Here is a 19,179-nt window from a genome sequence, read left to right on the forward strand (position 1 = left end):
TGAGCCCACCGTGCGGCCTCGTGGCATGAGCCCACCGTGCGGCCCGTCCCGGTGTGCGGCCCGCGACCCCCGCTCGTAGCGTGAGGGCATGATCCGGTTCGAGCGGGTGACCAAGCGGTACGCCGACGGCACCACGGCCGTGGACGATCTCTCCTTCGAGGTGGCCGAGGGCGAACTGGTGACGCTCGTCGGCCCCTCCGGCTGCGGCAAGACCACCACGATGATGATGGTCAACCGCCTGATCGAGCCCACCGCGGGGAAGATCTTCGTCGACGGCGAGGACATCTCCACGGTCGACCCGGTCAAGCTGCGGCGCCGGATCGGATACGTCATCCAGCAGGTCGGCCTGTTCCCGCACCGCACGATCCTCGACAACACCGCGACCGTCCCGGCCCTGGTCGGCTGGAAGCGCTCGAAGGCGAAGGCGCGTGCGGCGGAACTGCTCGACATGGTGGGCCTCGACCCGAAGAAGTACGGCTCCCGGTATCCCGATCAGCTCTCCGGCGGCCAGCGCCAGCGGGTCGGTGTGGCCCGGGCCCTGGCAGCGGATCCGCCGGTGCTTCTGATGGACGAACCGTTCGGCGCGGTGGACCCGGTGGTGCGCGAGCAGTTGCAGGACCAGTTCCTGCAGATGCAGCGCAATGTGCGCAAGACCGTGGTGATGGTCACGCATGACATCGAGGAGGCCGTGCGCCTCGGCGACCGGATCGCGGTCTACGGACAGGGCCGGATCGAGCAGTTCGACACTCCCGGCGCCGTGCTCGGCAACCCCGCGACGCCGTATGTGGCCGAGTTCGTGGGCGCCGACCGGGGGCTCAAGCGCCTGTCGGTCACCGAGATCGAGCCCGACGACCTGGAGGAACCGCCGCTCGCCCGGCTTGAGGAATCGGCCTCGGCCGCCGCGTCCAGGCTGCGCGCCGAGGGCGCCCGCTGGGCCGTCTGCCTCGACGAGGCGGGCGAACTGCACGGCTGGGCGGGCGGCGGCGGACTCCCGCTCCCGGGCGGCGCGCAGGGCGGGGGCCTCGCGCACCGGATGGACTCCTGGGTCCCCGTGGGCGCCCCGCTCAAGACCGCCTTCGGCGTGATGCTCCAGCACGACGCGGGCTGGGTCGCGGTCCTGGACGGCGCCCGTTTCCTCGGCGTCCTGACCCCGGCGAAGCTGCACGAGGCGCTGCGCCGGTCGGTGGACGCGGACGCGCTGGGCGTCGGGCGCGACGAGGTGGAGTTCGACTCGGTGGCGGACGCGTAACCGGACCACGCCCGCCTAGGCGTGTCTTTCGGATCGGGTCGGATCAGCCTGCGGCGTCTGGTGAAAGACGCGCGCTAGAGCAGCCCCTTCTCCTTCAGATACGCCTCCGCGACGTCCTCCGGAAGCCGCCGCCAGCTGTCCACCTGCTGGTTCATCGAGGCCAGATCCGCCGTGGTGAGCACGGTGTTGAGCTTGCCGAGCGCCGCCGCGACCTTCTCGCTGCCGGCCCGGGAGCGGTTCACCACGGGCACGATGTAGTCGGCGTTCTGCAGCTTCTTGTCGTCGGCGAGCAGCACCAGACCGAACTCGCCGAGCGTGGCGTCGGTGCTGGTGGTCAGCACCATCTGGTCCTGTCCCGCCTCCACGGCCTTCTTGGCCTGGGTGGTGCCGACACCCTTGGGGTCGACGGCCGTGATGTTGATCCCGTACGTCTTCTCCAACCCGGGCCGGCAGTAAGGCCGTTTCACACACTCGTCACCCGCCGCGAGCCGCACCTCGAGGCCGGAGCGGCCGAGGTCGGACAGCGTCTTGAGCTGGTGCTGCTTCGCGTACGCGGACGTGACCGCGAAGGCGTTCTGGTCGACGGCCTTGCCGGGATCGAGCACGGTGAGGCCGCGCGGCGTGGCGAGTTCGCGCAGGGCCGTCATCGTGGTGTCGAGGTCGGGTGAGCCCGCGGGCGGTGCGTCGGCTCCGTTGGCTTTGGCGTTGAGCCAGTCCGCGAAGGTCGCCGCGTACTCGGGGACGACGTCGATCTGGCCGGATTCCAGGGCCGGTTCGTACAGTTCGCGGTTGGCGACCGTGAGGAGCGTGGTGCGGTATCCGGCGTTCGAGAGCAGTTTCGCGTACATCTGGGCGAGCAGATCGCTCTCCGTGAAGCCGGCCGATCCGATGGTCAGGGACTTGCTGTCGCCGGGCGGTGCGGTGACCGCGCCCTGGTTCTCCAGGGACGGGCCCGTGGCGCAGCCCGCGAGAAGCGCGGTCAGCAGGCAGGTCGTGGCGAGCGGCCGTCTCATGCGGTCCTCCCCCGTGCCCAGCCGGGGGCGAGGCGTTCGGCGAGCTCGAAGAGCCCCTCGACGATCAGGGCGAACGCGGCCACCAGGACGGCGCCCGCGACGACTTGGGCGGTGGAGGCCAGATTGAACCCCGCGGTGATGATCCGGCCGAGTCCGCCGCCGCCCGCGAGCGCCGCGATGGTGGCGGTGGCGACCAGCTGGACGGCGGCGATCCGTACACCGTTGAGGATCATCGGCAGTGCGAGCGGCAGTTCGACCCGCCACAGCATCTGGCGTCCCGTCATGCCCATCCCGCGGGCTGCCTGGACGATGCTGCGGTCGACCTCGCGCATCCCGACGTAGGCGTTGGTGAGGAGCGGCGGTACGGCGAAGAGCACCAGGGCGACGACCGTCGGGCCCTGTCCCCACTTGCCGATCGGGGTGAGGAGCAGGAGGACCAGGACGGCGAAGGTGGGTACGGCACGGCCGACGTTGGAGATGTTCACGGCGAGCGCGCCGCCCTTGCCGAGGTGGCCGAGCACCAGGGCGATGGGCAGCGCGATCAGACAGCTGATCAGCAGGCAGACCACGGTGAGCACCAGGTGTTCGGTCAGCCGGTGCCAGACGCCGTCGCCGCCGGACCAGTTGGCGGGGTCGGTGAGCCAGTCCCAGGCGTCGCTCAGCGTGTTCATCCGCGCGCCCCCTTCTGCCAGGGTGTGAGCAGCCGTTGCACCCCGAGGAGCAGCAGGTCGGCGGCGATCGCGATGACGACGCACAGCACGGACGCGGTGAGGACCTGCGCTTTGAAGTACGTGTTCATCCCGGCGTAGATGAGATTGCCGAGCCCTCCGTAGCCGACGATCGCGCCCACCGTGACCAGCGAGACCGCCGAGACCGTGGCGATCCGCAGACCCGCCATCGCGGCCGGTACGGCGAGCGGGAGTTCGACGGTGAGCAGCAGCCGGATCGGTCCGTAGCCCATGCCGCGCGCGGCCTGCCGGGTCTCCTCGGGCACGGCGCGCAGTCCCGCGAGGATGTTGCGCACGAGCAGCGTGAGCGAGTACAGGACCAGACCCGCGACGACCAGGGCGGCCGACAGCCCGTACACCGGAAGCAGCAGCGAGAACATCGCGAGTGAGGGGATCGTGTAGAGCACGGTCGTCAGGCCGAGCACGGGGCCCGAGGCCCAGTGCCAGCGGCGTGCGGCAACGGCTAGGGGGACGGCGAGGACCAGACCGATCAGGACCGAGATCACGGTGAGTTCGAGGTGCTCGATCACCGCGTCCATGAGGATCTCGCTGCGGGTGCTCAGGTACTTGCCGCAGATCCACTCGTTGCGCGCGAGGCAGTCGTCGGGCGCCTCGGGAACTGCCTTCATACCGGCCTCACCGCCGAGCGGACCGCCCCCGCGAAGACCGCGCACCAGACGGTGACGGCGCACCACACGAGTACCCTGCCGGGCGTCCGCAGCCCTGCGGCACCGGCCGCGGTCGCGAGGGACAGCGTCGCGACGCCGGTCATGCCCATGGGGAAGACGGTGGCCCAGCGGCGTACGTCGAAACGGAGCCGGGGCCAGGCGACTTCCGCCACGGCCAGCACCGCGTACCAGGCGAAGGCGAGACCGAGCAGGGTCAGCGCCGCGATCCGCAGGACGTCGTGGAACGTCCCGGTGAACGCGGCCGAAGCGAGCAGTTTCGCGCTGGCCAGGGCCGAGATGGAGAGCGCGCCGCACGCCACCCACTGGTCGCCCGCGCCACGGCGGACGTTGCGCAGGTCGAACCGGGCCAGCGCGAATCCGTACAGGACCAGGCCCAGGCAGAACGCGGCCAGGGCCGCGCGGGCGAGCCAGGTCTGGTGCAGCGGTGGCGCGAGCGTGGCGCCCAGTACGGCGAGCCCTTGCGTGGCGACGCAGACCAGGAACACCGCGCCGGGCATCGCGTGATGCCGCACCCGCAGCACGGAGCCGCGCAGGACCGCGGGCAGCAGCACCAGCCAGACCACCACGGAGAGCGCCAGCAGGACGGTGGCGAGCGGTGTCCAGCCGAGCAGGGCGAGCCGGGTGCCGAGGACGCAGGTCGCGGCCACGCCGGTGAGGGCGGGCGGGGTGTCCGCCTCGTGGATCCAGCGGGCCCGGTCGTTCAGGAGCCGCCCCGTGAAATCGGCCGCGAGGCCGCTCCACATCACGGCGGCGAGGGCGAGCGCGGCCAGGGACAGGTTCGCCCGGCCGATCAGGTGCAGCCCCACCGACAGGATGCCGGTGGCCATCACGGCGGAACCCGCGGCGGGTGAGCGCCCGGTCCACCAGCGCACGAAGCCCTGGCGATGCTGAGGCGACACACCGGTGCTCATGACCCCACCATCCCCACCCGCGGGGTCCCGCGCCGGGAATGCTGGACCGATCGGCTGACGCGGCCGGTGTCCGACGACTTCGGGAGCGAGTGTGTGGCACGACCTGGTGGATGTGGGGATCCCGTACGGCGAGAAGGCGGTACGGACGGTCGCGGTGTATCTGATCGTGCTCGTGCTGCTCAGATTCGCCGGGAAACGGGACCTCGCCCAGCTGAACACCTTCGACCTGGTCGTGATGCTGCTGCTGTCGAACGTCGTGCAGAACGCCGTGATCGGACCGGACAACTCGGTGACCGGGGCCGCGCTGGGCGCCGCGGTACTGCTCACGGTGAACGGCGTGGTCGTACGGGCTGCTCAGGCCTCGGGACGGCTGGGGCAGATTCTCGAGGGATCTCCCGTCGACCTGGCACGGGACGGGCGCTGGCTGCCACGGGTTGTGCGGCGCTATGGCCTCAGGATCGCCGACCTTGATGTCGCGGTGCGCCGGCAGGGCGGCGACGACGTGGCCGAGGCCCGCGCGGTGAGCCTGGAGCCCGGCGGCACGCTCCTGGTGACCCTGAAGGACGGCGACCAGGCGGCGGACAAAAACGACATCGAGGCGCTGCGGGCGGAGATCGCGCAGCTGCGGGAACAGCTCGGGCGCACCCGGGACGTATGAGCGTCTCCGGGGGCGCCCGATGTCTGCGGGCAGCGCCCCAGGGCGGGGGCCACGATCCCGGCCCGCTGAGCGTCCTCCCTGGCCCCCCCGAGCGACCAGAACATCGCGCCGCCGAGGCCGCGGGCCTTCACGTAGCCCGACTTCACGGCGAGCGTGGCGGGGTCGTCGTACGTCCACAGCGTCGTGCCGTCGAACAGCCAGGTGTGGCCCTCGCGCACATTGCGGTGGATCTTGTACGTGCCCGAGTCGGCGAGCGCCTTGAGCTCCTTGTAATCGGCGTACCCGTTGGCCCACTTGGCCGGAGCGGGACCGGTGGCGGGCCGGCCCATGCCGTCACCGCCGCCGCTGACACCGGTCCAGCCCTGTCCGTAGAAGGGCATGCCGACGACCAGTTTGCGGGCCGGGGCGCCGCGTTCCAGCCAGGCGTTCACCGTGCCGTTGACACTGAAGTCGTTCCGCGAGAACAGCGCGGACTGCTGGGCCGTGGTCTTCTCGCCGCTGACGTGGAAGTCGTAGCCCTGCAGGGTCACGAAGTCCAGATCGCGCATGATCTTCTTGACCTCGAAGCCCGCGTCGATCTTCTTCTCGGCGGTGGGCACGAACGCCGACAGCTCGTAGTGCTTGCGGTTGGTGCGGCCGAGCGCGTCGAGCTGGGTGCGGAACTCCGCGACGAGCGCCGTGAAGTTCTTCTTGTCCTCGGGCCGGAACACGGTGTCCGCGTCGCCCTCCGAGCCCGGCCACTCCCAGTCGAGGTCCACGCCGTCGAACACCCCGGCGGCCGCGCCGTCTCCGCCGCGTACGCCGTCCTGGGGCAGGTTGCCCTTCAGGTAGAGGTCGACGCAGGACTGTACAAATGCCTTGCGGGACTCGGGAGTTCGCACCGCGTCGGAGAAGTGCGTGGACCAGGACCAGCCGCCGAGCGAGATCATCACCTTCAGGCCGGGGTGCTTGGCCTTCAGCTCCTTGAGCTGGTTGAAGTTGCCGGCGAGGGCCTGGGTGTCGGTGTCGGCCACCCCGTCGACGGAGTTCTCCGCGTCGAGCGGGCGCTGATAGTCGGCCCACGGGTCGGACTCGCCCGGCACGGGGTTCAGGAAGCACTTGCCTTGCGGACTGACGTTGCCGAAGGCGTAGTTGATGTGACTGAGGCGGGCCGCGGCGCCGCTCTTGTCCAGGTCCTGGACCTGGAAGTCGCGGCCGTAGACACCCCACTGGGTGAAGTAGCCGACGCGCTTGAGCGCGGAGCGGCCACGGTCGCCCCCGCGCTCGTCACCGCCCTCCTGGGCCTGCGCGAGCGGAGCGATCAGGGCGACGAGGCAGACGGCCGCGGCCGCCTGGGGCAGAATTCTTCGGCGCATGGGCTCATTCCTGGTCGACGGAAGAGGGCCAACTGGCCTGGTACGGAAGGGAGTCGGCCAGCGTAAGTTATTGGTCTGGACCAGATGGGGTCAAGAGGGCGGACGGATTCCCGACCACGCGGAACAGCGCTTACGGCGTGGGGATGCCGGCGGGCCCTCGCCCCGGGCGCCCGAACTCGACCGGCACGCCAGGCGAGTAGAGGACGCTGACGGGTGCGCCGCAGGGCCGCGGAAGACCCGCGGCCTCGATCAAGTCGTCCTCGTGGTCGAGGAGTTCGGCGTGGTGGAGCGGCCAGCGCGGGTGACTGTTGGGCAGATAGAGGGAGCGGCCGAAGAAGGCACTGTGCAGGCCCCAGCGCGCGGTGAGGAAGTGTTCGAGTTCGCTCGGCTCCTCGACCGGCTCGCCGACACGCAGCGCGATCCGGCTGCGCGCGCCACGCGGTCCCGGCCACCGGCGGCGGCTGTCGTAGACGAGGACGTCGCCTTCCCTGCGTACGGACATCCTCGACCAGAGGTACGGCAGCCCGAAGGCCGCGCGGCCGACCGTGACCGGGATCAGCCGCGAGGCGTCGAGGCTGCGGAAGACGACACCCCTGCGGCCCTGCTCGTCGACCGAGTACAGGCGCACATTGGTCTCCGGGAAGCTCCCGAGATACGGGACGCCCGGCAGCCGGAACCAGCCGACGCGGTGCATACGGAAGGCGACGAGACCGACGTACGTGGCGCCGTCGAGAGTGTCGGGCACCGTGCCCGCGGGCAGCAGCGGGGCCACGTCCGCGGGGTCCACGGCCCAGTGCACGAACGCCAGGTCGAGCCAGGACTGCGTGAGCAGCGCCCGTGCCGGATACCCCGGCGGGTCCGCGGTGATGGGCTCGGGGCGCACCGGCGTGAACGTCACCCCGGCAGCTTCCCAGACCGCCCCGCCGACGGGCCGGGCACCCCGGGGCTCCTCGTCCTTTCGGTCGAGGGGTTTATGTTCCGCGTACGGACAAAAGGCACTTAAGTCGCCCCGACGCGGTCGTCACAGTGGATATCAGTGACTGACCTGTGGGCCGGGCCTTCGGTGCAACGACGCATACGAGGCGTGGATCCCGCCGGACACGGCCTCTCGCACCCATGAGCGCAGGGTGAGGCCGTGCGGCGGTGCCGGCCACCCACCCGGGCGCGAACCCGCTCACCGCGCGTCCCGAGCGATCGAGGAACGACCCATGGCGACCAGCCAGACCATGGCCCCCGCCCCCCGTCCCGGGCAGCAGCCCTCCGAGAAGACCTTCTTCGGGCACCCCCGCGGACTCGCCACGCTCTTCATGACCGAGATGTGGGAGCGCTTCAGCTTCTACGGCATGCGGGCGCTGCTTCCGCTGTACCTGATCTCCGGCGGCGCCGACGCGGCCAAGGGCATGCAGGGCGGCGGCCTGGGCATGTCCGTGGCGACCGAGGCCTCGATCTTCGCGATCTACTCGGCGATGGTCTACCTGCTGACCCTGCCGGGCGGCTGGTTCGGCGACCGGGTGTGGGGTCCGCGCAAGACGGTCACCATCTCGGCGCTCGCGATCATGGCGGGACATCTGCTGCTCGCCGTGCCGGGCACGCCCACCTTCTTCCTCGGCCTCGCGTTCGTCGCGCTCGGCTCCGGCATGCTCAAGGCCAATATCTCCACGATGGTCGGCCACCTCTACGACGGCCCGGACGACCCGCGCCGCGACGGCGGCTTCACCGTCTTCTACATGGGCATCAACCTCGGCGGCATGTTCTCGCCGCTGATCATCGGCACCGTCGGCGAGACCGTCAGCTGGCACCTGGGCTTCGCCCTGGCCGCGGTCGGCATGGGTCTGGGCCTGGTCCAGTTCCTGCTCGGCACCCGCCACCTGAGCGAGGTGTCGAACGTGGTGCCCAAGCCGCTGACCGCGGCCGAGCGCAAGAGCGTGATCGTGAAGTCGCTGCTCGCCGCCGCGGCGGCCGTGGTCTTCTACATCTGCGTGGCTTCCTTCACGACCATCACCGACAACTGGATCCTGGTCCCGCTGTCCGTCCTCGGCATCGTGATCCCGGTCCTGGTCCTGGTGCGCATCAAGCGCGACAAGAGCCTGACGCAGCTCGAGCAGTCGAAGATGTCCGGCTTCATCTGGTTCTTCGTGGCCGCGGCGATCTTCTGGGCGATCTACGACCAGGGCTCGTACACGATGGCCACCTTCGCCGGCGAGTCCGCGCAGAACTCCTTCTTCGGCTGGGACTTCCCGGTCTCCTGGTACCAGTCGGTGAACCCGGTCCTGATCATGGCGCTCGCACCGGTGATCGCGAGCGGCTGGCTGTGGCTGAACCGGCGCGGCAAGGAGCCGAGCACCATCGTGAAGTTCTCCTCGGGTCTGGTGCTCGCGGGTGTCTCGTTCTTCGTGTTCCTGATCCCGATGACGAGCGCCGCGCACGGCGCGAAGGCCGCGGCGCTGTGGCTCGTGGCGATCTACTTCGTGCAGACGGTCGGCGAGCTGTGCCTGTCCCCCGTCGGCCTCTCGCTCACCACCAAGATGTCGCCGGCGAAGTACGCCTCCCAGATGATGGGTGTCTTCTTCCTCGCGGTGACCGCGGGCGACTCGCTGATGTCCCTGCTCAGCACGGGCGGCATGAACCTGGACAGCCGGGGCGTCGTCGGCATCGAGGCGGCCGTCGCGGTGATCGCCGGCATCGGGATCTGGGTCTACCGCGGGCGGGTGCAGCGTCTGATGGGCAGCATCAACTGACGGCCGTACGGGGAAAGGGGGTGACGAACCCACCGCGGGGGGGGCCCGCCCCCCCGCGGGGGGGGGCGGTGCCCCTTTCGCGCGGTGTGCGGACGGATCAGACCGCCGGCGCCGGGTACGTCGGGTATTCGACGCCCGAGACGTGCTGCACGACCCGGATCACCTGGCACGAGTAGCCGAACTCGTTGTCGTACCAGAGGTAGAGGATCGCGTTGTCGCCCTCGACCTTGGTCGCGCCGGCGTCCACGATCGACGCGTGCCGCGAGCCGATGAAGTCGCTGGAGACCGCGTCGGGCGTGGAGATGAAGTCGATCTGGCGGCGCAGCGGCGAGGTCAGCGAGACCTCGCGCAGGTGGTCGAGGACCTCCTCGCGGGTGGTCTCACGGGCCAGCTGCAGGTTCAGGATCGCGATCGACACATCCGGCACGGGCACACGGATCGAGCTGCCCGTGATGTGCGCCTTGAGGTCCGGGAGCGCCTTGGAGACGGCCGAGGCGGCACCGGTCTCGGTGATCACCATGTTGAGCGGCGCGGAACGGCCGCGGCGGTCGGCCTTGTGGTAGTTGTCCAGGAGGTTCTGGTCGTTCGTGAACGAGTGCACCGTCTCGACATGGCCGCGCAGGACCCCGTACTCGTCGTCCATCGCCTTGAGCGGCGGGACGATGGCGTTCGTGGTGCAGGACGCGCAGGAGATGATCTGCTCGTCCGGCTTGAGGCTGTCGTGGTTGACGCCGTGCACGATGTTCGGGACGTCGCCCTTGCCCGGGGCGGTGAGGACGACCTTGTCGACGCCGGGGCGCAGGTGCTGCGAGAGGCCCTCGCGGTCGCGCCACTTGCCGGTGTTGTCGATGAGGATGGCGTCCTTGATGCCGTACGCCGTGTAGTCGACCTCGGAGGGGTCGTTGGCGTAGATCACCTTGAACTCGTTGCCGTTGGCGACGATCGTGCTGTTCGCCTCGTCGACGGTGATCGTGCCCTGGAACTGGCCGTGGATCGAGTCGCGGCGAAGGAGCGAGGCGCGCTTGACGAGATCCCCGCCGGACTGGTCGCCCCCACCGCGTACGACGATCGCGCGCAGGCGCAGACCGTTGCCGGAGCCGGCCTTCTCGATCAGGAGGCGGGCGACGAGGCGGCCGATGCGGCCGAAGCCGTAGAGCACGACGTCGCGGCCCTGCCGGCACTCGATCTTGTTGGCACCGGTCGCACCGGCCACCGCCTGAGCGGTGAACTGCTCGATGCTCAGTCCCCGGTCGTCGGCCCGGTGCTCCTCGGCGAGCCGGCCGATGTCGATCTGCGAGGGGCCGAGGTCCAGCGTGGTCAGGGCCTGCAGGAACGGCAGCGTCTCGGTGACCGAGAGCTCCTCGCCGGCTATCTGGCGTACGAAGCGGTGGGTCTTCAGGAGCGAGACCACCGACTTGTTCACCAGGGAGCGGCTGTGCAGCAGAACGGTCACGTCCCGCTCGCGGTGCAGCTTCCCGATGAGCGGGATCATCGACTCCGCGATCTCCTCGCGGTGCTTCCAGTTGGTGAACGAGTCGTCGTTGACAGTCACAGGAATTTATCTTTCGAGCTAGGCGGCGCTCACATGCTAACTCCCTGCTGTTCAGGAGCTTGAGGGGGTGTGCCATCTCACTCCTCGGACAGCACCGGTGCGGCACTATCTGCGGCTTCCGTTACGTTTCGGCACACGGCCCGGGGTACTCCGAGAGGCATGAACGCGCTACGACGTCTGAAGTCCGACGCCACCCTGCCTCTGCTCGCCGACGGCTACCGCTGGCTGCCCGCCCAGTGGGAGAGCACGACAGGGCCGGTGGTGCGCACCCGGCTGCTCGGCCGTCCCGCCGTCGCGCTGCGCGGCCCTGACGCGGTGCGCTTCTTCTACGAGGAGCCGCGCATCGCCCGCGGTGACGCGCTGCCCGAGCCGGTGCTGTCCACCCTGTTCGGGCACGGCGCCGTGCACACACTGGACGGCCGCGCCCATCAAGTGCGCAAGACGCTGTTCATGGACCTGCTCGAGGACCCGGGCCGCATCGACGCCCTGGCGGACGCGGTGGGCGCGATCTGGGACGAGACGGCCGGCGGGTGGGCGGACGGCCGGCGGGTGGTGCTGTTCGACGAAGTGAGCCGGATCCTGACGCGCGCCGTGTGCGGATGGGCGGGACTTCCGCTGGACGCCGCCCGCGTCGGGCCCGTGGCGCGTGGTCTGGTGGCCATGGTCGACGGCTTCGCGGGCGGGGGGGCGCGGCGCGTGCGCGCACGGCGGGGCCGCGGGCGCGCCGAGAAGGGACTGATGCGGCTGATCGCGCAGATCCGCACCGGTGAGCGCAAGGTGCCGGACGGCTCGGTGGTCGATCTCGTGGTCCACCACCGGAACGCCGACGACCGGCTGATCGACGCGAAGACCGCCGCGGTGGAGCTGCTCAACGTGATCCGGCCGACCGTCGCGGTGTGCTGGTTCGTCGTCTTCGCCGCGCACGCGCTGCACCAGGACCCGGAGCAGCGGCGGAACATGCTCGACGAGGACGGCTACGCGCGGGCGTTCACGCACGAGGTACGGCGCTTCTACCCGTTCGCTCCGTTCGTGGCCGGGGTGGCCGCCGAGGAGCTGTTCCATCAGGGCGAGCCGATCGAGGAGGGCTCGCTCGTGCTGCTCGACCTGTACGGCCAGAACCACGACGAAGAGCTGTGGCCGCTCCCGTACGACTTCGACCCCGGACGTTTCGTCAACCGTCCCCCACAGCGCGATGTCCTGGTGCCGCAGGGCGGCGGGGAGACGGCGAGCGGCCATCGGTGTCCGGGCGAGGACATCACGGTCCGGCTCCTCGAGGTGCTGACGCTGCGACTGGCGCGGCTCGCGTACGCGGTCCCCACGCAGGATCTGCGGATCGACCTGGGACGCATGCCCACCCGGCCCCGGAGCGGGTTCGTCCTCACCCTCTCATCGGCGGTCTCGCCCGCCCCGACCGCGGCGCGTTCCCAGGAGAGTTGAGGGAGCGGGCGCCCCTTCACGCAGGTCCCGAGCCTTTGCCGGTGGCGCCCTGTTCCGTGACCGTGCGGGCCGCGTCCTCACCTCGCCCCACTCCGGCGAGCTTCTCGGGATCGGTGACGATGTACACGTCGGACACCCCGTCGCCCTCGGCCGCCAGATCCATCACCATCACCGCGTAGGGGGCCTCGTCCGCGTACACCACCGCGGCCGACTCACCGTTGACGCTCAGGTAGCGGACGTCGAGGTCGGCCGGCGGGCGCGAGGCGAAGCCGGCCAGGGTACGGGCGACCTTGTCGCGGCCCCGGACCGGACGCGGTACCGAACGGGCCTTGCCGCCGCCCCCGTCGGTCCACAGCGTCACGTCCGGCGCCAGGATCTCGAGCAGCGTCGCGAGGTCACCGCCGAGCGCCGCGGCGACGAACCGCTCGGTCACCTGACGGCGCACGCGCGGGTGGGCCTCGAAGCGGGGGCGCCGGGAGCGGACGTGGGAGCGGGCACGGTGGGCGAGTTGGCGTACCGCCGAGGCGCTGCGGTCGAGGATCTCCGCGATCTCCGTGTGCGCGTAACCGAACACCTCGTTCAGGACGAACACCGCGCGCTCCAGCGGGCTGAGCGTCTCGAGCACCACGAGGAGCGCCATCGACACCGCCTCGCCGCGCAGCGCCTGTTCCCCCGCATCGGCGTTCTCCACCGGGGAGTCCGTGCCGACCAAAGGTTCCGGCAGCCAGGGGCCGGCGTACCGCTCACGGCGGCGGTCCTCGACGGCCCGCCGGGCGAGCGCGTGGTTGACCGCGATCCGCACCAGGTAGGCACGCGGCTTCTCCACCGGTGCCTGCGGCGTGCCGCGGCCCCGGCCCGCCCACGAGAGCCAGGTCTCCTGGAGTACGTCCTCGGTGTCGGTGACGCTGCCGAGGATGTTGTAGACGACGGAGAACAGCAGCTCGCGGTGGTCGACGAAGACCTGCGTCGCCGCGTCGGTCCCCGCCGCCTCCCTCTGCTTCCCCGAGCTGTCGGTCATGCCGCGCCTCCCTCATGCCCCCGACGAGGCCCCGCGCCCCCGGAACGTGACATGAACTCCGGAAGTGTGGGTCACCTCTCACGCGGCCCGCAAGAGGTCACACTCGCCGCCTCCGCTCCCCTCTCAGGTATCAAAACCGTCTGGACGACGAGGAGTTGGCGCCCCGGCCCACGCCCCGTTCGCCCGTACCGAAGGGAACTCCTCATGAAACTCGTCGTGTTCGGAGCCAACGGCCCCACCGGACGCCGGACCACCGCCCAGGCCCTCGCCGACGGCCACGAGGTCACCGCCGTCACCCGCCGGCCCGAGGACTTCCCGCTCGCCGACCCCCGGCTGCGGATCGTCGGCGCGGACGTGCGGGACCCGGTCGCGGTCGAAGCCGTCGTGGCCGGACAGCACGCGGTGATCTCCTCGCTCGGGGTGCCCTACGGGCGCACCCCCGTCTCCCTCTACTCCGAAGGCGGCACCCACATCACCCAGGCGATGACCAAGCACGGCGTCCGCCGCCTTGTCTGCGTGACGTCCACCGTGCTGTTCGACACGGAGGCACCCGGCGAGGGCTTCCTCTTCCGCAAGGTCGTCGAGCCGCTCATCGCCCGGACGATGGGACGCACCGTCTACGAGGACATGCGGCGCATGGAGGCGATCGTCAGCGACAGCGACCTCGACTGGACGGTGGTCCGCCCCGCCGGCCTCTTCGACGCGGACGCCGTCACCGACTACCAGGTGGCCACCACCCGTCTCCCCGGCCGGTGCACCTCCCGCTCCGACCTCGCGCACGCTCTGGTACGCAGGGCGGCCGACGACCTCGACATGCACGCGTTCATCGACGTACGCACCACGGAGGGTGCCCCGAGTTTCCTCGACCTCGTCCGCGAGGAGGCGTTCGGCGGCAAGAAGTCCGGCTGACCGGGTCGGGGGCCGGAGTCAGCGGCGCCCGCCCCCACCAGCTAAATCGCTTTCGCCGGGCGCCTGTGCCAGGAGAGCATCGAACTCCACGAACCAGGAGGAACATGATGAGCGGGGCGCCCCTGACCCTGAACGAGCTGCTGCCGAAGGACGAGCTCGCGGCTGCCCTCGAGGCCGGCCACGTCACCCGCAAGTCGCACCCCTCGCTGCCGCTCTCCATCTACACGTACTCGCGTACGGCGCAGTACGAACGGGCGTGGACCCGGGTGACGACGCGCTGCCGCGGCCTCGTCGCCGACGACGCCACGGGCGAGATCGTCGCTCTGCCGCTGGCCAAATTCTTCAATGTCGGGGAGCACGAGACCGGTCAGCCCTACGCGCCCGCCCTGCCGGACGAGCCGTTCGAGGTGTACGACAAGGTCGACGGCAGCCTCGCGGTGGTCTTCCACTACGCGGACCGCTGGCACGTGGCGTCCAAGGGCTCGTTCATCAGCGACCAGGCGACCTGGGCGCAGCGGCGCCTGGACGGCAAGGACCTCAACGCCCTTGTCCCCGGGGTCACTTACCTGGCGGAGATCCTGTACCCGCAGAACCGCATCGTCGTCGACTACGGCGCCCGCCGGGACCTGGTGCTGCTCGCGGCGGTCGCCGTAGTCGACGGCACCGAGGTCCCGCTCGCCGAGGCGGCGACGCACTGGAATGGCATCGGTTCGGTGGTCCGCGTCTGGCCCGCCATGCCGCTCGCCGAGCTGATCGCGCTGACGGACTCGAACACGCTGCCCGGCGGCAAGACGGCGACGGGCACCGACGCCGAGGGCTTCGTGCTTCGCTTCGCGTCCGGCGTACGGGCCAAGGCCAAGCTCGCCGAGTACGTACGCCTGCACAAGGTCATCACCGGGGTCACCGAGCGCGACATCTGGCGCGGCCACGGCATCCAGCGCTTCGCCCACCTGCCCGCCAAGCAGGTGGCGCAGGCACTCGGCTGCACGGCCGCGGACATCGAGGCGGACCCCCGCCCGCTGGACGCGCTCCTCGAGCAGGTGCCGGATGAATTCGACGCCTGGGTACGGGAGTTGATCGCCGGGTTCGAGCAGGAGGTCGCCGACCGTGAGCGGGCGATCGGCGAGGCGTACGAGAGCCTCGCTCACCTCGCCGCCGACCGGGGCGCGTTCGCGCGCGCCGTGCAGGCACTGCCGGAGGTGAACCTGCGCTCCGCGATGTTCCTGCGCCTCGACGGGCGCACCACCGAACTCGTCACTTACCGTTCCGTACGGCCGGAGGCGGCCGACCCTTTCAAGACCGATGAGGAGAACTGACCCGTGTCCGAGGCAACCAAGCCCGTTGTGCACGTGATGACCGGGCTGCCCGCGTCGGGCAAAACCACCGCCGCCCGCAAGCTCCAGGAAGAGGCGGGCGGCCGGATGCGCCGCGTCAATCTGGACGATCTGCGCGTGATGCTGGACGTGCCTTCGCCCGAGCAGCGGCGTTCGTACGCCCATGAGCAGACCGTCCTGGAGATCCAGGACGCGGCCGTGCGCGCGGCGGTCGAGGGCGGGTTCGACGTGGTCGTCGACAACACGCATCTGACGCCGCACATCCCCAAGCGGCTCAAGGCGGCGGTCGCGGGTCAGGGCACCTTCGTCGTGCACGACTTCACGGACGTACCCGTCGAGGAGTGCATTCGCCGGGACGCGGGGCGCCCGCGCGAGGTCGGTGAGGAGATCATCCGTATCCTCGCCGACAAGCACCTCAAGGCGACCAAGGGCGGCTGGCGGCTCACGGCCGAGTGGCTGAACGACGAGCCCGAGGTCACGCCGTACGTCCCCGACCCGGCGCTGCCGGCCGCGGTGATGTGCGACATCGACGGCACCCTCGCGCTGCGCGGCGAGCGCGGACCGTACGACTTCACGCGCTGCGACGAGGACACCCTCAACGAGTCGGTGCGCCACGCGCTGCGCGCCTTCCGAGCCGGTGAGGTCGACGGTGACGGTGACGGTGACGTCATCGTGCTGCTGTCCGGCCGCGGCGAGGAGCACCGGGCCATCACCGAGGCCTGGCTCGCCCACCACGAAGTGCCGTACGACGAACTGTGGATGCGCGCCCACGGCGACCACCGCCGCGACGACCTCGTGAAGGCGGAGCTGTTCGACGCGCACGTGCGGCACCGGTTCGCGGTCCGCGTCTCGCTCGACGACCGGGACAGGGTCGTGGCAGTTTGGCGCCGGATGGGGCTGCCTACCTGGCAGGTCAACTACGGCGATTTCTAGGGCGGTTCACGGGTCGGGCAAGCCCTGTCTGACCCGTCCCCGCGTGCCAGAATTGTGCGGTGGACCGGGGGATGCTCGAACGCGACCACGAGCTGGGCCGGCTGGCCACCGCCGCGCGGGAGGCGGCCGACGGGGCCGGTTCGGTGGCGCTTGTCCACGGTGAAGCGGGAATCGGCAAGTCCAGCCTGGTCAAGGCCATGTCCGCGGTGCTGCCCCGGCACGCGCGCATCCTCGTCGGCGCCTGCGACGATCTGGCCACGGGACGGCCGCTCGGCCCCTTCCGTGATCTGGTCGGCGGGACGGACGGCGTCGGTGAGGAGCTGGCGAAGGCGCTGCGGGGAGCGGGAGACCGCCATCGGGTGTACGACGCCCTGCGCTCGGAGCTGACCACGGCTCCGCTTCCGGTGGTACTGGTCGTCGAGGACGTGCACTGGGCCGATGAGGCCTCCCTCGACGCCCTGCGGTTCCTCGTGCGGCGGATGGAGCGGCTGCCCGCGCTCCTCGTACTCACCTACCGGGACGACGAGTTGGGCCGTGAGCACCCGTTGCGCCAGCTGCTCGGGCAGGTGTCGCGCACCGACCGGGTGCACCGGCTCGCGCTGCCCCGGCTCTCCCGGGGCGCGGTCGGCCGGATGAGCAGGGCCGAAGGGCTCGATCCGGCGCAGGTGTACGCGGTGACCTCGGGCAACCCGTTCTTCGTCGCCGAGGTGCTCGCGGCCGGCAACGCCGGCGGGGTGCCGCCCACCGTGGTGGACGCCGTGCTCGCCCGGCTCCGCGGGCTCGACGCCGAGGCACGGGACGCCCTGGAGCAGCTGGCCGTGCTCCCGTCGGCGGTGGAGCACCGGCTCGCGGACGCGCTGCTGCCGGACGCGCTGACCGTGCTCGGCACCGGCGAGCAGCACGGACTGCTGACGGTGACACCCGAACGCGTCGTGTTCCGGCATGAGTTGATACGCCGGGCGATCGCCGACTCGCTCCCCGCCGCGCGCCGGATCACCCTCAACCGCGAGGTGCTCCGCGCGCTGATCGAGAGTCCCGGCGCCGACCCGTCCCGGATCGTGCACCATGCCGCGCAGGCGGGCGACGAGGAGGCCATCGCACGGTTCGGGCCGGTCGCGGCCGCCGACGCCTCGCGCACCGGCGCCCACCGTGAGGCGGCCGCCCAGCTGCGGCTCGTACTGCGTGACCGGCAGCGTTACGGTCCGGCCGAACTGGCCGCGCTGCTCGAGCAGTTCGCCGTCGAGAGCTACACGATCGCGGACTCCGCGGCCGCCGTCGCCGCCCAGCGCGAGGCCGTCGCCCTGCGCAGGTCCCTCGGGGACACCCGCGCGCTCGGCGCCGATCTGCGCTGGCTCTCCCGGATCCACTGGTGGGCCGGCGACGCGGACGAGGCGCAGCAGGCGGCCCAGGAAGCCATCGCCGTACTCGAAGGCGCGCAGGACGAACGGCTGCTCGCCCTGGCGCTGAGCAACACCGCACAGTTGCACATGCTCTCCGAACGGCACGCCGAGGCCGTCGAGTTCGGTCTGCGGGCCATCGCTCTGGCCCGGGCGACGGACGACGCGGCGATCCTGTCGCACGCGCTGAACAACGTCGGGTGCGCGCGCTGGCGCACCGACGACCCGCGGGGGCGCACCCAGCTGGAGGAGGCGCTCCGGGTGGCGCTCGCGGCCGGCGAGGTCGAGCATGCCTGCCGGGCGTACGCGAATCTCATCTGGAATCTGCTCGAACGTCTGGAGTACGCGGAGGCCGACCGGTACTTCGCCCCTGCGCTCGAACTCGCGGACCGGGCCGAGCACTTGGGCTTTCTCAGTTATCTGCAGGTGGAGCTGGCCATGCGCCGGTTCGCCGCCGCCGACTGGGAGGAGGCGGAGCGGTACGCGGAACTCGCCGTGCACGATCATGTGCCGGGCCGCTGCCCCGCACTGACGGTGCTCGGCCGGGTGCGGATCCGGCGCGGCGCACAAGGGGGCCCCGAACTGCTCACGCAGGCCTGGGAGATGGCGGTCCGCACCCGCGAGCTGCAACGGACGGGGGCAGTGGCGGCGGCGCGGGCGGAGGCGGCCTGGCTGGGTGGCGACGTCGAGGGCGTGATCGAGGCCGCGCTCGAGGTGTACGAGCAGGCCTGCGTGCTCGGCTCCCCCTCCCATCGCGGCGAGTTGGGCTACTGGCTGACCCGTGCGGGTCATCCGGTCCCGCCGGACGACTCCGGGCATCCGTACGCGCTGCAGAGCGCGGGGCGTTGGCGCGCGGCCGCGGAGGCCTGGCGCAGGGCCGGCTGTCCGTACGAGGAGGCAGCGGCGCTCGCGCAGAGCCCCGGCGCCGACGACAAGCTGGGGGCGCTCGCGCGCCTGGACGCGCTGGGCGCGGAGCCGCTGGCCCGCCAGGTCAGGGCGGAGCTGCGGACGCTCGGTGTGCGGCGCATCCCGCGCGGGCCGCTCGCGGCGACCCGGGACAATCCCGCGGGGCTCACGGAGCGGCAGCTACAGGTGCTGCGGCTGATGGTCGAGGGCCTCACGAACCCGCAGATCGCCGAACGTCTGGTGGTGTCGGTGCGGACAGTGGACCACCATGTCTCGGCGGTCCTGGAGAAGCTGGGCACCTCTTCGCGGGGCGAAGCGACCGTGCGGGCACGCGAGTTGGGGCTGACATAGG

At 71.0% G+C, this 19,179-nt stretch carries 15 protein-coding genes and 1 pseudogene; 8 read left to right on the forward strand and 8 right to left on the reverse strand.

Annotated elements, in window-relative coordinates:
- The first annotated feature begins 88 nt into the window (after window positions 1-88).
- Entirely contained in the window at window positions 89-1,249 is a 1,161-nt protein-coding gene (locus JAO81_RS27660; protein ID WP_199550671.1) for an ABC transporter ATP-binding protein, read from the forward strand.
- Between the two features lie 74 nt (window positions 1,250-1,323).
- On the opposite strand, the gene JAO81_RS27665 is transcribed toward JAO81_RS27660, so the two are convergent.
- From JAO81_RS27665 to JAO81_RS27680, 4 genes are read right to left on the reverse strand one after another with little or no spacing between them, the layout of a single operon-like run.
- Window positions 1,324-2,262 (reverse strand): ABC transporter substrate-binding protein, encoded by a 939-nt coding sequence (locus JAO81_RS27665; RefSeq protein WP_199550672.1) that lies wholly within the window; start codon window positions 2,260-2,262, stop codon window positions 1,324-1,326.
- Window positions 2,259-2,933, reverse strand: a complete 675-nt coding sequence (locus JAO81_RS27670; protein WP_199550673.1) for an ABC transporter permease — start codon at window positions 2,931-2,933, stop codon at window positions 2,259-2,261. The genes JAO81_RS27665 and JAO81_RS27670 overlap by 4 nt, the downstream gene beginning before the upstream one ends.
- A complete protein-coding gene (locus tag JAO81_RS27675) occupies window positions 2,930-3,619 on the reverse strand; it encodes an ABC transporter permease (RefSeq protein WP_199550674.1) in 690 nt (229 codons plus the stop codon). The genes JAO81_RS27670 and JAO81_RS27675 overlap by 4 nt, the downstream gene beginning before the upstream one ends.
- The gene (locus JAO81_RS27680) at window positions 3,616-4,590 is read right to left on the reverse strand and encodes a tellurite resistance/C4-dicarboxylate transporter family protein (RefSeq protein ID WP_199550675.1); all 975 of its coding nucleotides are present in this window, start codon (window positions 4,588-4,590) and stop codon (window positions 3,616-3,618) included. Before JAO81_RS27680 ends, JAO81_RS27675 begins: the two co-directional genes overlap by 4 nt.
- Window positions 4,591-4,681: 91 nt before the next feature.
- On the opposite strand from JAO81_RS27680, the gene JAO81_RS27685 reads away from it, so the two are divergent.
- Entirely contained in the window at window positions 4,682-5,248 is a 567-nt protein-coding gene (locus JAO81_RS27685) for a DUF421 domain-containing protein (protein WP_199550676.1), read from the forward strand.
- Between the two features lie 35 nt (window positions 5,249-5,283).
- Here JAO81_RS27685 and JAO81_RS27690 read toward each other — a convergent pair.
- Window positions 5,284-6,603 (reverse strand): annotated as a pseudogene (locus tag JAO81_RS27690) (glycoside hydrolase family 18 protein); the annotation flags it as partial.
- Between the two features lie 130 nt (window positions 6,604-6,733).
- On the reverse strand, window positions 6,734-7,501 hold the full coding sequence (locus JAO81_RS27695) for a DUF2071 domain-containing protein (RefSeq protein WP_307813767.1): 768 nt from the start codon (window positions 7,499-7,501) through the stop codon (window positions 6,734-6,736).
- A gap of 310 nt (window positions 7,502-7,811) precedes the next feature.
- Here JAO81_RS27695 and JAO81_RS27700 point away from each other — a divergent pair, with 310 nt between their 5' ends.
- Window positions 7,812-9,341, forward strand: a complete 1,530-nt coding sequence (locus JAO81_RS27700; protein WP_199550677.1) for a peptide MFS transporter — start codon at window positions 7,812-7,814, stop codon at window positions 9,339-9,341.
- Window positions 9,342-9,438: 97 nt separating this feature from the next.
- Here JAO81_RS27700 and JAO81_RS27705 read toward each other — a convergent pair whose 3' ends face one another.
- A complete protein-coding gene (locus JAO81_RS27705; protein WP_199550678.1) occupies window positions 9,439-10,893 on the reverse strand; it encodes a glyceraldehyde-3-phosphate dehydrogenase in 1,455 nt (484 codons plus the stop codon).
- Between the two features lie 159 nt (window positions 10,894-11,052).
- On the opposite strand from JAO81_RS27705, the gene JAO81_RS27710 reads away from it, so the two are divergent.
- Complete coding sequence (locus JAO81_RS27710; protein WP_199550679.1) at window positions 11,053-12,330, forward strand: cytochrome P450; 1,278 nt, start codon at window positions 11,053-11,055, stop codon at window positions 12,328-12,330.
- A gap of 16 nt (window positions 12,331-12,346) precedes the next feature.
- Here JAO81_RS27710 and JAO81_RS27715 read toward each other — a convergent pair whose 3' ends face one another.
- Window positions 12,347-13,348, reverse strand: coding sequence for a sigma-70 family RNA polymerase sigma factor (locus tag JAO81_RS27715; protein ID WP_199550680.1), 1,002 nt, complete (start codon window positions 13,346-13,348; stop codon window positions 12,347-12,349).
- A 204-nt stretch (window positions 13,349-13,552) separates the two neighbouring features.
- On the opposite strand from JAO81_RS27715, the gene JAO81_RS27720 reads away from it, so the two are divergent.
- The 4 genes from JAO81_RS27720 to JAO81_RS27735 all read left to right on the forward strand — a co-directional run bounded on the left by JAO81_RS27720 (window position 13,553) and on the right by JAO81_RS27735 (window position 19,178).
- The gene (locus JAO81_RS27720) at window positions 13,553-14,257 is read left to right on the forward strand and encodes an NAD(P)-dependent oxidoreductase (protein WP_199550681.1); all 705 of its coding nucleotides are present in this window, start codon (window positions 13,553-13,555) and stop codon (window positions 14,255-14,257) included.
- Window positions 14,258-14,364: 107 nt separating this feature from the next.
- On the forward strand, window positions 14,365-15,573 hold the full coding sequence (locus JAO81_RS27725) for an RNA ligase (RefSeq protein WP_199550682.1): 1,209 nt from the start codon (window positions 14,365-14,367) through the stop codon (window positions 15,571-15,573).
- Between the two features lie 3 nt (window positions 15,574-15,576).
- Window positions 15,577-16,524 (forward strand): AAA family ATPase, encoded by a 948-nt coding sequence (locus JAO81_RS27730; protein ID WP_307813769.1) that lies wholly within the window; start codon window positions 15,577-15,579, stop codon window positions 16,522-16,524.
- Between the two features lie 59 nt (window positions 16,525-16,583).
- A complete protein-coding gene (locus JAO81_RS27735; RefSeq protein WP_199550683.1) occupies window positions 16,584-19,178 on the forward strand; it encodes an AAA family ATPase in 2,595 nt (864 codons plus the stop codon).
- The last annotated feature ends 1 nt before the right edge of the window (window position 19,179 follow it).

Source organism: Streptomyces sp. N35, from assembly GCF_016464295.1.
In the GTDB taxonomy this organism is placed as follows: Bacteria; Actinomycetota; Actinomycetes; order Streptomycetales; family Streptomycetaceae; genus Streptomyces.

Excerpts from the sequence above, each read along its gene's own strand:
- JAO81_RS27660 (WP_199550671.1), top strand. The coding sequence starts at position 89 with ATGATCCGGTTCGAGCGGGTGACCAAGCGGTACGCCGACGGCACCACG.
- JAO81_RS27665 (WP_199550672.1), bottom strand. The coding sequence starts at position 2,262 with ATGAGACGGCCGCTCGCCACGACCTGCCTGCTGACCGCGCTTCTCGCG.
- JAO81_RS27670 (WP_199550673.1), bottom strand. The coding sequence starts at position 2,933 with ATGAACACGCTGAGCGACGCCTGGGACTGGCTCACCGACCCCGCCAAC.
- JAO81_RS27675 (WP_199550674.1), bottom strand. The coding sequence starts at position 3,619 with ATGAAGGCAGTTCCCGAGGCGCCCGACGACTGCCTCGCGCGCAACGAG.
- JAO81_RS27680 (WP_199550675.1), bottom strand. The coding sequence starts at position 4,590 with ATGAGCACCGGTGTGTCGCCTCAGCATCGCCAGGGCTTCGTGCGCTGG.
- JAO81_RS27700 (WP_199550677.1), top strand. The coding sequence starts at position 7,812 with ATGGCGACCAGCCAGACCATGGCCCCCGCCCCCCGTCCCGGGCAGCAG.
- JAO81_RS27710 (WP_199550679.1), top strand. The coding sequence starts at position 11,053 with ATGAACGCGCTACGACGTCTGAAGTCCGACGCCACCCTGCCTCTGCTC.
- JAO81_RS27715 (WP_199550680.1), bottom strand. The coding sequence starts at position 13,348 with ATGACCGACAGCTCGGGGAAGCAGAGGGAGGCGGCGGGGACCGACGCG.
- JAO81_RS27720 (WP_199550681.1), top strand. The coding sequence starts at position 13,553 with ATGAAACTCGTCGTGTTCGGAGCCAACGGCCCCACCGGACGCCGGACC.
- JAO81_RS27725 (WP_199550682.1), top strand. The coding sequence starts at position 14,365 with ATGAGCGGGGCGCCCCTGACCCTGAACGAGCTGCTGCCGAAGGACGAG.